This window comes from Sphingobium sp., assembly GCF_048594625.1.
Taxonomy (GTDB): domain Bacteria; phylum Pseudomonadota; class Alphaproteobacteria; order Sphingomonadales; family Sphingomonadaceae; genus Sphingobium.
The window spans coordinates 25,147-38,575 of record NZ_JBMDWL010000144.1; the positions used below are offsets into that span (position 1 = coordinate 25,147).

9 protein-coding genes are annotated in these 13,429 nt (G+C 63.2%); 5 read left to right on the forward strand and 4 right to left on the reverse strand.

Annotation, left to right across the window (positions count from 1 at the left end; translation table 11 throughout):
• The first annotated feature begins 7 nt into the window (after window positions 1-7).
• Window positions 8-1,459 (forward strand): NAD(P)(+) transhydrogenase (Re/Si-specific) subunit beta, encoded by a 1,452-nt coding sequence (locus ACOJSJ_RS18365; protein ID WP_420146400.1) that lies wholly within the window; start codon window positions 8-10, stop codon window positions 1,457-1,459.
• Between the two features lie 69 nt (window positions 1,460-1,528).
• On the opposite strand, the gene ACOJSJ_RS18370 is transcribed toward ACOJSJ_RS18365, so the two are convergent.
• From ACOJSJ_RS18370 to ACOJSJ_RS18380, 3 genes are all read right to left on the reverse strand, one after another.
• A complete protein-coding gene (locus tag ACOJSJ_RS18370) occupies window positions 1,529-4,603 on the reverse strand; it encodes a family 78 glycoside hydrolase catalytic domain (RefSeq protein WP_420146401.1) in 3,075 nt (1,024 codons plus the stop codon).
• 10 nt (window positions 4,604-4,613) lie between these two features.
• Window positions 4,614-5,594: a sugar phosphate isomerase/epimerase family protein gene (locus tag ACOJSJ_RS18375; protein ID WP_420146402.1), complete on the reverse strand. Its 981-nt coding sequence runs from the start codon at window positions 5,592-5,594 to the stop codon at window positions 4,614-4,616.
• Between the two features lie 70 nt (window positions 5,595-5,664).
• The gene (locus tag ACOJSJ_RS18380; protein ID WP_420146403.1) at window positions 5,665-6,468 is read right to left on the reverse strand and encodes a DeoR/GlpR family DNA-binding transcription regulator; all 804 of its coding nucleotides are present in this window, start codon (window positions 6,466-6,468) and stop codon (window positions 5,665-5,667) included.
• A 288-nt stretch (window positions 6,469-6,756) separates the two neighbouring features.
• Between ACOJSJ_RS18380 and ACOJSJ_RS18385 the strand changes: the two genes are divergently transcribed.
• From ACOJSJ_RS18385 to ACOJSJ_RS18400, 4 genes are all read left to right on the forward strand, one after another.
• Window positions 6,757-7,581: a transketolase gene (locus ACOJSJ_RS18385; protein ID WP_420146404.1), complete on the forward strand. Its 825-nt coding sequence runs from the start codon at window positions 6,757-6,759 to the stop codon at window positions 7,579-7,581.
• Window positions 7,578-8,534: a transketolase family protein gene (locus ACOJSJ_RS18390; protein WP_420146405.1), complete on the forward strand. Its 957-nt coding sequence runs from the start codon at window positions 7,578-7,580 to the stop codon at window positions 8,532-8,534. Before ACOJSJ_RS18385 ends, ACOJSJ_RS18390 begins: the two co-directional genes overlap by 4 nt.
• Window positions 8,534-10,063: an FGGY family carbohydrate kinase gene (locus tag ACOJSJ_RS18395; protein ID WP_420146406.1), complete on the forward strand. Its 1,530-nt coding sequence runs from the start codon at window positions 8,534-8,536 to the stop codon at window positions 10,061-10,063. The genes ACOJSJ_RS18390 and ACOJSJ_RS18395 overlap by 1 nt, the downstream gene beginning before the upstream one ends.
• A gap of 77 nt (window positions 10,064-10,140) precedes the next feature.
• Window positions 10,141-13,155 (forward strand): TonB-dependent receptor domain-containing protein, encoded by a 3,015-nt coding sequence (locus ACOJSJ_RS18400; protein WP_420146407.1) that lies wholly within the window; start codon window positions 10,141-10,143, stop codon window positions 13,153-13,155.
• Window positions 13,156-13,289: 134 nt separating this feature from the next.
• On the opposite strand, the gene ACOJSJ_RS18405 is transcribed toward ACOJSJ_RS18400, so the two are convergent.
• Window positions 13,290-13,415, reverse strand: coding sequence for a transposase (locus ACOJSJ_RS18405; protein ID WP_037482006.1), 126 nt, complete (start codon window positions 13,413-13,415; stop codon window positions 13,290-13,292).
• Window positions 13,416-13,429: the final 14 nt, after the last annotated feature.

A 13,429-nucleotide genomic window follows, 5' to 3' on the forward strand; every position in this document is an offset into this window, starting at 1 on the left:
ACGATCCATGTTCGATATTGGTGTGGTGTCTGCCGCCTATCTTTCCGCTGCGGTCCTCTTCATTCTTTCGCTTGGCGGCCTGTCCAATCAGGAAAGCGCCAAACGCTCCGTGTGGTACGGCATATCTGGCATGGCGCTCGCGGTCGTGGCGACACTGTTCGGTCCCGGTGCCGCCAATCTGCCGATCGTGGTCGCGACCTTTGCCGTCGCGGCTGTCATCGGCTGGATCGTGGCGGTGCGCGTGCAGATGACCGAAATGCCGCAACTCGTCGCGGCGCTGCACAGCTTCGTGGGGCTGGCCGCCGTCTTCATCGGCTATAACGCGCATTTCGAACTGGAAACGGTGAACGCGCTCGATCCGGCGGCTCGCGCGGCGCTGACCGGCTTTGCGGGCGTTCTGGCGCACAAGACGCCGGTCGAAATCAATATCCTCAAGGTCGAGGAGTTTCTGGGCATCTTCATCGGCGCGGTGACTTTCACCGGGTCAATCGTCGCCTTCGGGAAGCTAGCCGGCAAGCTGGACGGTAAGGCGAAGAAGCTGCCCGGCGGCCATGTGCTGAATGCGACCGCCGCCATCGCTTCGCTGGCGCTGATGATCATGTATGTCGGCAATATCGGCGTAGAGGGTCGCGAACTGACCGTGCTGATCGCCATGACGCTGCTGGCGCTGTTTATCGGCTTTCACCTCGTCATGGGGATCGGCGGGGCGGATATGCCCGTCGTCGTGTCGATGCTGAACAGCTATTCGGGCTGGGCGGCGGCGGCCATCGGCTTCACGCTGGGCAATGACCTGCTGATCGTGACCGGCGCGCTGGTCGGCTCTTCAGGCGCGATCCTCAGCTACATCATGTGCAAGGCGATGAACCGTTCCTTCGTGTCGGTCATCCTTGGCGGCTTTGGCGGTACGACCGGCCCGGCCGCGGAGATAGAGGGCGAACAGGTCGCAATCGATGCCGATGGCGTCGCTGCCGCCCTCAACGAAGCCGACAGTGTCATCATCGTGCCGGGCTATGGCATGGCCGTGGCGCAGGCGCAGCAGGCAGTGAGCGAACTCACGCGTAAGTTGCGCGCGGCTGGCAAGGACGTGCGTTTCGCCATCCATCCCGTCGCCGGACGCCTGCCGGGGCACATGAACGTGCTGCTCGCCGAAGCGAAGGTGCCCTATGACATCGTACTGGAAATGGACGAAATCAACGATGATTTCCCGTCCACCGATGTGGTGATCGTCATCGGCTCCAACGACATCGTCAACCCGGCGGCGCAGGACGATCCCAACTCGCCGATCGCCGGCATGCCGGTGCTGGAAGTGTGGAAGGCCAAGCAGGTGTTCGTGTCGAAGCGCGGGCAGGGCACCGGCTATTCGGGTATCGAAAATCCGCTCTTCTACAAGGATAATACCCGCATGTTCTATGGCGATGCGAAGGTCGCGGTGGACAGCCTGCTCGGCAAGCTGGCCTGACCGGCGTTTGAAGGAAAAGGGAGCGCTGGCGAATATGCCGCCAGAGCTCCCTTTTCGTGTCAGGCCGCCTTATGCGCGGATGAAGCGATAGTCGCCCGAACCCAGTGCGACGGTCTGTCCCTCGACGATAGCACCGCCTTCGCACCAGCGCCCCGCGGGCAGTTCCACGCTTGCCGTGCAGTTGGCGGGGATGGTGACATGCAGGCTGGACAGGCCAGCCTCGTCGCCGTCGACCTTCGTTGCGATCAGGCCAGCCACCGAGTCATAGCGGGCCGAAACCGCCCCCGCTTTCGGGAACCAGAGCGGCCGGATCGCGATGTGGCGGAAACCCGGCGCTGCGGGTGCGATCCCGGCCAGTCGCCGATAGAAAAAGCCCACCACCGCGCCGAACGCATAATGGTTGTAGCTGTTCATCGACAGGTCGCCGACATCGCCATTCCACCGCTCCCACACGGTGGTCGCGCCGACGCTGGGCATATAACCCCATGATGGATAGGTGGTCTGGAGCATCAGCCCGACGACCTCCTCCCACTTGCCCGCATCGGCCAGCACGTCCAGCAGATAGGGGGTGCCCAGGAATCCGGTCGATAATGTCATGCCCCGACCGCCTATTTCCTGCGCCAATATATCGGCAGCGGCCGCCCGCTGTTCCGGTGGCACCAGTGCCATGAAGAGTGCGAGCACCTGACTGCACTGGCTGCCATTGCCCGCTTTGCCCGCGCCGTCGATCAGTTCGGCGGCAAAGGCCCGCCCGATCGCATCGCGCAACGCACCATAGCGCGCTGCATCGGCATCACGCCCGGTTGCCCACGCCATGTCCGCCATCAACTGCGCGCTATAGGCCCAGTAAGCGGTGGCGCACAAAATGCGCGGTGTGGTTTCGTCGTCGGGCAGGACAGCATCGACCGACAGCCAGTCGCCCAGATCCAGACCGCGATCGTTTCGCCAGATATGATCGGGATTGTTGCGCGCGACATAGGCCATCCATCCTTCCATCGCGTCCCAATTTTCATCGATCACGGCGGTGTCGCCATACCGTTGCCACAGGCCATGGGGCAGGATGATGCCTGCCTCGCTCCACCCCGCCGTCACCACATCGGGGAAGGACAGGGGTTGCGGCACGACGATGGGGTAGGCGCCATCCGGCCGCTGCGCAGCCCGCGCCTCCATCAGGAACCGCCGTATGAAAGGATCGACCTCCATGTTGAAGGCGGCGGCGTCCAGAAACACCTGAATGTCGCCCATCCACCCCATGCGTTCATCGCGTTGCGGGCAATCGGTGGGCACCGCGAAGAAGTTCGACCGCTGGCTCCACATCGCATTGTTCCAGATGCGCTGGAGCAGCGGCGACGCAAAGTGCATCTCACCGGTTTCGCGGCAGTCGCTGTGGACGACGATGGCGGCGATGTCGTCCAGCGTCGGCGTGCCGGGATAGCCCTCCACCTCGACATAACGAAAGCCGTGATAGGTGAAGCGCGGCGCGAAACTTTCGCCGTCCGGGTCGCCGCGCAAAATATAATGGTTGGTGCAATCCGCCCGGCGCAGGTTCGACTGGTCTGCCGTGCCATCGGGGTTCAGCAATTCGGCAAAGCGCATGGTGATGCGGTCGCCCGCCGCGCCCTTGGCCTCTATCCTGATCCATCCCGGCATATTTTGCCCGAAATCGAAGATGAAGCGGCCCGGCACCGGCTCCGTCACCGACAGCGCCCGCATGGTCCGGGTCGGGCGCAGCGGGGGCGATGTCTGCGCGATCAGCTGCGTTGCGGGCGCTTGCCCGACGCGCACGGTGCGCCATGCGCCATCGTCGAAACCGGGCAGATCCCATCCCGGCTGCTCCAGCCGCGCATCATGGGTTTCGCCGCCATAAATGTCGGATTCCACCACGGGACTGGCACCGATGCGCCAGTCGCTGCCCGTCTGCACCCATTCGATCGACCCGTCCGCATAATCGATGCGCAGTTGCGCCAGCAACCGGCGCGGGGCGGGGCCGAAACCATATCGCTCCATCCGCCAGCCAAAGGCCCCGGCGTAGAATCCATCGGCAATGGTGAAGGCCAGCGCATTGCCGCCTTCACGCAGCATCGCGGTGACGTCGTGGCATTGATAAAGAATATGGCTTTTCGCCACGCTGATTTCCGGGGCCAGCACATGGTCGGACACGCGCGCGCCGTTGATCCGCGCTTCATAGACCCCCAGCGCGGTCGCATAAAGGCGCGCGGAAACCACCGGCCCGCGCGTGTCAAATTCGGTGCGCAGGCATATGCCCGGTTCCTTGGGACGGGGGTCGCCCTGCGCGCGCGATGCCGATGGCTCCGCCGCTGCCCAGCCGACCACATCGAACCCTGCTGCGGTCCATCCTTCGGGCGGATCGGTCCGCACGCGCCATTGCGGGCCGCTGACCAGCCGTTCGATGTCGCCATTGGCATGGTGCAACCGGATCAGCGCGGCCATGGCCCCGCCATCGACAGGGAAAAATCCAGTCGTGTCTGCTGTGGCGAGCAGGCACAGGCTGTTGCGCCCAGCCCTTACCCGGCCATCGACAGGCAACAGGCTGCCCCAATAAACCATGTCGGGCAGCGTCAGCGCCTCGCCGTTCAGCCAGACGCCCAGCAGATTGTCCTTGGCCGCCAGCAATATGTCCGCATCGGCAAGGTCGGCGGGCGCGTCGAAATCCAGTCGGAACGCATGGGGGGCGGGGTCGAGCGGATCGGCGCTCCATATCCATTGCAGCCCAGCGGCGCGGTCGGCCGCCGCGCCTTCATCCTCCGCCTCAATCCAACTCGCCTGCCAGTCCGATGGTGCAATCAACCCACCTTCGAACCAGCTTGTCATCGACTGCGCCTTGCGTCCGCGATTGTCTCCGATTTCGACGGTCCACCAGATGCGCTGCATCGATTGCAGCGCCGGCCCGCCATAGGGGATGTCGAAACAGGCATCGCCGTCCACCACCCCGCTGTCCCAGATCAGGCTGTTGCCTTCGCGATCGGCAGATGCGCGGATGCGATAGCTTTGCTGCATCACATTGCGGCCGTCGCTTTCGATCCGCCAGGACAGGCGGGGGTGGTGGCGCTCCACCCCCAGCGGTTCGACCAGATAGTCTGCGCGCAGATCGACGACGCGCAGTTCTCCAACGGGGACAGTCATCAGGCCTCTTTCAATAGGATGTGAATAGGGCGTCGCGCGCCAGCATCATGGCGGCGACCGCATCCTGCCGGTCCTGCGCCGCCTGCATCGCGTCAAAGTCCAGCTTGTCGAGCGCGCGTTCGATCACCTTCAGGAAACTGATGGCGCTGTTGGCGGCCTTCACGCTGTCTTCGCGGAACGGGAACTGGTCCAGCTGCCACACGCCGTCCCACTTGTTCTTGCGCAGCGTATAGAAAAATTCGAACAGTTCGATGGGGTGCACCGACCCCGCGATCATGTCGTCGTCCCAGCTGCGGAAATTGTCGTTGACGTCCATGCCGAACAACCGGCCATGGTCGATCGCCAGCTGCGCCGCATCGGCAGGGGATTCCCCGCCATAAAGCGAATGACCGAAATCGAGCAGGATGCCGATATTGGGCAGGCCGATTTTCTCGATGCCCAGCAATGTGCGCGCCACGCTGTCGAAACTCATATGGTTGCGCGGTTCGCGTGGCTTATATTCGATGACGAATTTCAGGTCCGGGTTCTGGCTGGCCAGTTCGCCCACGCCGTCCATGCTCATCTGCCACAATTTGCGATGGTCGCACTGGAAGGGGTAATCCCACCCGTCCTGTCCCGGCCACAGCTTCACATAGTCCGCGCCGAAACGGCGGACGACATTGGCGGCGTCATTGACCATTTCATTGGCCAGACGGCGCACGCCCGGATCGGGGTTGGTAAAGGCGCCCTTCGAAAATTGCCGTGTGTAGATTTCCGGCGTGATGCCGATGACCGACAGGCTGTTGCGCTTCAGCGCCGCGTCCACGCTGTCGAGCGAAATGCCCGGATCGGCAAAGGGGTAATTGATGTCGACCACGGACAGGTCGTCCACCTGCCCTGCCAGATCGATCATTTCGATGATCGAACGGGGCGCACCATAGCCATCGGTGGCATAGCGATCGACATAGGTCGCGAAATGCCAGATGCCCGCGCCGAATTTCTGTGTGCCCATGCTTGTCCTCTCCAATCCCGTTCATGTCGCGGCGCCCCGGCGGAGCGCCCGTCTTCGCTGGTAAAAGCGATCAGGCGATGATGATCTTCACCCCGATATTTTCGATCGCCCTGCGGTCTTCATCCCTGATCGCGTTGTCGGTGATCAGAATATGGACCATGTTCAGTCCCCCCAGCGACGAAAAGGATCGCTGGCCGATCTTGCTGCTGTCGGCGACCAGACAGACCTGCTCGGCCGCGCCGATCATGGCGCGCTTGACCGCGATGTCGGACAGCGCGGGATAGGTCAGGCCCCCGTCCATATCGATCGCACCCGTCGCCAGAAACAGGCGCTGGACATACAGCCCCCTGAAATAATCGGCGGATCGTTCGCCCGACAGGGACAGGGTGGGCGCCTTGAAATGGCCGCCGGTCATATGCACTTCGAAACCCGGCTCCGCGCCCAGCATCAGGGCGATGTTGAGCGCGTTGGTGATGACGGTCAGGTCGCGCCGCCCCAGCAAATGGGTGGCGACGGCGGTGGTGGTCGATCCGCTGTCCAGGATGATCGTTTCGCCATTGCCGACCAGCGCGGCGGCGGCGCGGCCGATACGGTCCTTCGCGTCCAGATGCCCCTGATGGGCCAGCGCCATGGACCGCACCTGTTGCGGCACGGATTTCAGAAACGCGCCGCCATGCTCGCGCTCGATATGGCCCTCGGTTTCCAGCTTCTCCAGATCCTGACGCACCGTCACTTCCGACACGCCAAATGCTTCGGCCAGCGTGCGGACGCGCGCGCTGCCTTCTTCCTGCAACCATTCCAATATCTTGAGGCGTCTGCTTTCGCCCAGCAACCGGCCCTGCGCGCCGTCCTTCGCACCATCCGCCTTCACCATGACGATGTCCGGGACAATGGCATGCCCGGCCTCCGGTCCATGGAAAAGGGCGATCTGCGCACGATGCTCTCCGATAACAAACCGCTGCCTGCGGTCTTTCGATCAGCTTAATCGAGCCTTTCGAGATTTGTCAATTTTTCTCAATGATTTTCGAAACGAAAGAAAACGAAAGTTATAACCTTGCGTATTTTTGGGTGTTGCGCTAGGAATCGGCGTCAGGGAGAGTTTTGCCAGATGACCATGCCGCTTGCGTCCGCGCCCGCTCAGGGGAACGGAAAAAGTTCTGATATGCGCGCTGCCCATGTCCGCGAACGCGCCAACTGGATGCGTCGCCGCCTGCTGAAGATGATCGTAGACGCGGGGCAGGGGCATCCGGGGGGCGATCTTTCGGCCACCGACATCATCGCATCGCTCTATTTCGATATTCTTCGCTTCGATCCTGCGCAGCCCACGGCCCCCGGTCGCGACCGTTTCGTGATGAGCAAGGGACATTGCACCGGCGCGCTCTATACCGCGCTGGCGGCGGCGGGCTATTTCCCGGAATCGGAACTCGACAGCTATCTGAAACCGGAATCGCGGCTCAATGGCCATCCCAACCGCACCTATCTGCCCGGCGTCGAAACCAATACCGGGCCGCTCGGCCATGGGCTGCCGGTTGCGGTCGGCATCGCCGTTGCGGCGCAGATCGACGGGGCGGACTATCGCGTCTTCGCGCTCACCGGCGATGGCGAATTGCAGGAAGGATCGATGTGGGAAGCGGCCATGTTCGCCGGGCATCGCGGCCTTGGCCAGCTGACTGTGATCGTCGATCGCAATCGCCTGCAACAGGGCGCGCCGACCGAAGACACCAATGCGCTTGAACCGCTGGCCGACAAATGGCGCGCCTTTGGCTGGGACGTGGCGGGCGTGGACGGGCATGATCATGCCGCCCTGATCTCCACCTTCGATGCCGCCTGTCGGCCCCGGTCGAAACCGCTCTGCATCATCGCCAACACGCAAAAGGGACATGGCGTCAGCTTCATGGAAAATCAGGCCGGATGGCACCATGGCGTGCCCAATGCCGATCAATATGCGCAGGCGCTGGCCGAACTGGAAGCGGAGATGACGGCATGAGCGCCGCCGCTGCCCCCGCTGGCCTGTTCGACTGCCGCGACGCCTATGTCCGCACGGTCGAGGAACTGGCGATCGCCGACGACCGGATCGTCGCCGTCGTCAATGACTCGGTCGGCTCGTCCAAGCTCGGCAAATTCCGCGATCGCTTTCCCAAACGGCTGGTCAATGTCGGCATCGCCGAACAGAATATGGTCGGCGTCGGCGCGGGCCTTGCCAACGGTGGCAAGATTCCTTTCGTCAGCGGCGCGTCCTGCTTTCTCAGCGCGCGCGCACTGGAACAGATCAAGGCGGATTGCGCCTACAGCCACGCCAATGTGAAGCTGTGCGGTATTTCCAGCGGGGTCGCCTATGGCGAACTGGGCGCAACCCATCACAGTATAGAGGATGTTGCCTGGCTGCGCGCCATCGACCGGCTGACCGTCATCGTGCCTGCCGATCCATGGGAAACTGCCGAAGCGATCAAGGCGGCGGCGGCGCATGACGGCCCGGTCTATATCCGCATCAGCCGCATGCCCGTGCCCGAACTCGCCCGCGACCATGCGCAATTCCGCATCGGCAAGGCGGAGCGACTGCGCGAAGGCGGCGACGTTGCGATTATCGCCAACGGCACGCTGGTCCACCGCGCATTGGCGGCGGCCGAAACGCTGGCGGCCGAAGGCATCGCTGCGCAGGTCATCAACATGGCGACGGTATCGCCGATCGATACCGATATGCTGGCGCAGGCTGCTGCGACCGGCGCCATCGTGACGGCGGAAGAAGGGCTGGCCCATGGCGGCCTTGGCGGCGCGGTCGCCGAATATTGCGCTACCCATGATCCGGTGCGCATGCGCGTGCTGGGCTTTCCCGGCTTCCTGCCGACCGGGTCCGCCGCCTGGCTGATGGACCGGTTCGGCCTCAATGCTCAGGGTATCGCGGTCGCCGTGCGCGACCTGCTGTCGGTCAAGGCACGCTGATGCGCCGCCCGGTCATCCTGGCGATCGATCAGGGAACGACCAATACGAAGGCGTTGCTCGTGTCTGCGGCGGGGGAGATATTGCTCACCCGTTCCCGCCCAATGCAGGTCGCCTATCCGCGGCCCGGCTGGGCGGAACAGTCCGCATCGGACATCTGGGAAGTGGTCGCCGGGCTGATCGCCGAACTGGTCGCCGCCGCGCCCGATGCGGAAATTGCGGCGCTCGCCCTGTCCAATCAGCGCGAAACGGTGGTGTTGTGGGATGCGCATACGGGCGAACCGCTGGCCCCTGCGATATTGTGGCAATGCCGCCGGTCGGAGGACCGCTGCGCCGCCCTGCGCGAAGCCGGGCATGAGGATGCCGTCGTCGCGCGTAGCGGCCTTGGCATCGATCCGCTTTTCCCGGCGGCAAAGATTGGCTGGCTGCTCGACAATGTGCCGGGCGGCCGCAAACGCGCCGCGCGGGGGGAATTGCGGTGCGGCACCATCGACAGCTGGCTGATCTGGAAACTGACCGGCGGAACGGTGCACGCAACCGATTACAGCAATGCATCGCGCACGCAGCTATTCAACATCAACACCCTGTGCTGGGATCCGGTGCTGGCTGGCCTCTTCGATGTGCCGATGGGCCTGTTGCCCGATGTGCGCGGGTCGGACAGCCGTTTCAGCACCGTTGCAGCCGGCCTGACCCCGCTGCCTGCCAGCACGCCCATTCATGCGGCCATGGGCGACAGCCATGCCGCGCTTTTCCACCATGGCGCATTGCAGCCCGGCGCGACCAAGGTGACAATCGGCACCGGTAGCTCGATCATGACCGCGACGCCGCATCCGGTGCGATCGGTCCATGGCCTGTCCAGCACCATCGCCTGGCACCGGCGCGGCGTCACCCAATATGCGCTGGAAGGGAATATCTCCATTTCCGGCCATGCCGCCGCTTTTGCCTGCGGCCTGCTCGGCCTGCCGGACGAAGCGGCGCTGACCGCGCTGGCCGCCAGCGTGCCTGACAATGGCGGCGTTATTTTCCTGCCCGCGCTGGTGGGGCTTGGCGCGCCGCACTGGTGCAGCGAAGCGCGCGGCACGATTTCCGGCCTGTCGCTGGGGACGAAGCCCGCCCATATCGCCCGCGCCACGCTGGAAGCGATCGCGCTTCAGATCGCCGACGTCGTCGCCGCGACGCAGGCGGACCTTGGCCTTACCGTACCGCAGATCGCCGTTGATGGCGGCGCCACCCGCAACCCGTTGTTGATGCAATTGCTCGCGGACCTTACCGACCGACCCGTCGTGCGCCCCCATGTCGCCGAAGCCAGCGCACTGGGCGTGGCCCGGCTGGCGGCCGATGCGATCGGTCTGGTCGCGCCGGTCGAACCTTCGGCAGAAGCCGACCGGGTGATCCCTGCCATGGCGCCGGACGAACGCCAGCGGATCAGGGCAGGGTGGCAGGCGGCGCTGGCCAGCGCCATGGGCGGAGCCAAACCCGCCCATGCCAATGAAAATCGACCGAAATTACGGGACGCAACGGTCGCCCGTTAAGCGGCGCCGTCATGATTGCCCGGCCGTCAGGACAAAAAGTCAGCGGCCTTACGAAGATTTTTAGGAGGGGAATGACCATGAAGGATGAATCCATCTGCCGTTCACGCAGCCGTACGCTGCGCCATATGTGGCTTGGCGGGGCAGGGGCTTTTGCACTGCTCGCCATTCCGGCATATGCACAGGATGCCCCGCAGGAGGCGCAGGATGGCAGCGCCAGCCCCGCCGACATCGTCGTGACGGGCAGCCGCATCGCATCGCCCGCGCTGACATCGCCCAGCCCGCTTCAGGTGCTGACCGCCGAAACGCTGGAAAACAACGGCATCATCAACGTGCAGGACGCCCTGCAGCAGAACCCTGCCATCGGCCTGCCGGGCTTCAGCCGCACCACGACCGCCAATTCCACCAACCCCGGCCTTTCCACCGTCAATCTGCGCAATCTGGGTGCGGATCGCACGCTGGTGCTGATCGACGGTCGCCGCTCGGTCGCGGGCGTGCCCGGCACGGCGCAGGTCGACCTGTCGATGATCCCCACGCCGTTCGTGGAGCGGGTCGATGTCCTGACCGGCGGCGCGTCGGCCGTCTATGGCTCTGATGCCGTCGCGGGGGTCGTCAACTTCATCTACAAGAAGAAGTTCGAAGGGCTGCAACTGAATGCGCAGGGCGGCATTTCCGAACGGGGTGACGATCGCCAGATCGCGCTCAACGCCACCTATGGCCAGAATTTCGCCGACGATCGCGGCAATTTCATGATCTTTGGCGGCTATGTGAACGAAGGCGCGGTGGATGCCAGCGGCCGCAGCTTTTCCCGCTACGACTATACCAGTCAGGGCACGATCCAGCGGGTTGCGGGCAACAGCGCGACCAATCTGACCGCGGCGCAGAATCTGTTCACGCCCTTCTACAACCCGTCTAACGTCGGCCCCGGCGGCATCTTCGTCATCGGGACGCAAACCAATCGCGTGATCCAGCCGGACGGCAGTTTCCGCGCCTATAATGCCGCGACCGATGGCTGGAACCGCGCTGAATGGGGCCTGCTGGCGTCGCCGTCGGAACGCTTCACCTTTGCCGGACGCTTCAATTTCGACGTCAGCGACAGCGTCAACGTCTTTTCCGAAGTCACCTATGCCAATGTCGTGACGAAGGGGCGGATGGAAGCATCGCCGATGCGCACCGACAGCGCGCTGGGTGCCTTCACCGGCACCAACGGTTTCTATCCCATCCAGTCGCGCGTACTGGTGCCCGGCGGCAATGGCGCGACGGTGCTGGTGAACAATCCCTTCGTGCCGCAGGCGGTTCTGGACGCGGCGACCGACCGCACCGGCGATGGCCTGAAGGATCTGAGCTTCCTCATTCGCACGACGGCCTTTGCGCCCGGCACCCGTACCATCCCGACCGAACGCGACAATTTCCGCGCCGTCATCGGCACCACAGCGGATCTGGGCAGCAACTGGAAGTTCGACGCTTATTATCAGTACGGCTTCACCAAACAGAAACAGTCCATGTCGGGCCTCGCAAATCTCTATAATCTGGCGGAAGGCTTGCAGGTCATCACCGACGTCTATGATTTCGATCGGGACGGCAGCACGACCGACGCGGTCTGCGCCAATGCCGATGCGCGGGCGCGGGGATGCGTGCCGATCAACGTTTATGGCAATGGCAAGCTGACGCAGCAGATGGTCGATTATCTGCAGGTCAGCCTGCAACGTGACTCCAAACAGACCATGCATGTGGCCGCCGCGAACCTTACCGGATCGCTTTTCACCCTGCCGGGCGGCCCGGTGCAGATCGCGGTCGGTGCTGAATATCGCAAGGAAGAAAGCCGCGACATCTTCGATCCGCTGACCAACGCCGCGCGCAACGGCTATGTCCAGTTGACCGACACGGCGGGCAGCTTCGACGTCAAGGAAGCCTATGGCGAACTGGTCGTGCCACTGCTGGCGGATGTGCCCTTCTTCCACAGCCTGACGCTGCGCGGTGCGGCGCGCATGTCGGATTATTCCACTGTCGGCACTTTCTACGCTTGGAATGCGGGCGTGGAATGGGCGCCGGTCGAGGATATTCGTTTCCGTGCGGTTTATGCCCATGCGGTGCGCGCGCCCAATATCGGCGAACTGTTCGCAGCGCCCGCCGCAGGTATCGTCACCATCACCGATCCCTGTCAGGGCATCACCCTGACGACCACCGGATCGATCGCCGACAATTGCCGCGCCGTGCCCGGTATTCTCGCCAATATTCAGCAGAACGGATCGTTCAGCCTGACGCAGGCGGACCTGTCGGGCGTCGGCGGGGTGACGGCGGCCAATCCGAATATTCGCGAAGAAACCGGCAAGACGCTGACGCTGGGTCTGGTCATCAACCCCAAGTCGATCGACGCGCTGCGTAACCTGACGCTGACCGCCGACTATTTCGACATCAAGCTGGAAGACGCCATCAACCGCGTCCCCGCCGCGACGGTGCTCAACAAATGCTATCGTGAAGGGCAGGCGGATTTCTGCCAGTTCGTGACGCGGCGCACCGTGGCGTCGGGCGCATACAGCATCGGTTCGGTGGAACAGGTGGTGCGCGGCCTCATCAATAGCGGCGGTTCCTTCTCCCGCGGACTGGATTTTACGCTCAACTATGGCCACGAAATGCTGGGTGGCCGGGCGAACCTGTCCGCGTCCTGGACCCATCTGCTCAAAAACGGGTTCCGCGCGCTGACGGGCGATGCCTATGACAATACCAAGGGCGAACTGGGCACGCCCAAGGATTCGGTCAATGTCGGCGTCAATTGGGCCAATGACGTCTTTGGCGTCACCATCAACAATGAATATATGGGGCCGCAATATCTGGACTATGAAAATTTCCAGACGCTTTACCGTCTTGCCGACGGTTCGGTGCCGGACTCCAAATATTTCCGCATTAAATCGAAAATCTACACCGACATGCAGATCCGGTTCACGGCGATCGAGAATTTCGAATTCTATATCGGCGCGAAGAATATGTTCGATGTGAAGCGCCCGCCGGTCTGGGGCGGCCTGCCCGGCAACGTCAACGGCACCTATGATGTGCTGGGCCGGCGCTATTATACCGGCATCCGCGCCAAATTCTGATTGGTTCAAAAAAGGGGGAAAAGGGCGGTGCCACAGGTGCCGCCCTTTTTTGTGCCCGCTACGTCCGGCAATTCTCCGGCAACCGGCGACAGAAAAGGCCAGACCGGGAACGGTCCGGCCTTTCTGGCCGAAAGCTAGGCGGCGTGGACAAATTTAAGCCAGTATCTGGCCGTTGCGAGATGGACCATTCCAAGGAAGCTATTGGCCAGTTGATCGTATCGGGTAGCGATGGCGCGGTTGATCTTAAGGTGGCCGAACATGCGCTCGATACGGT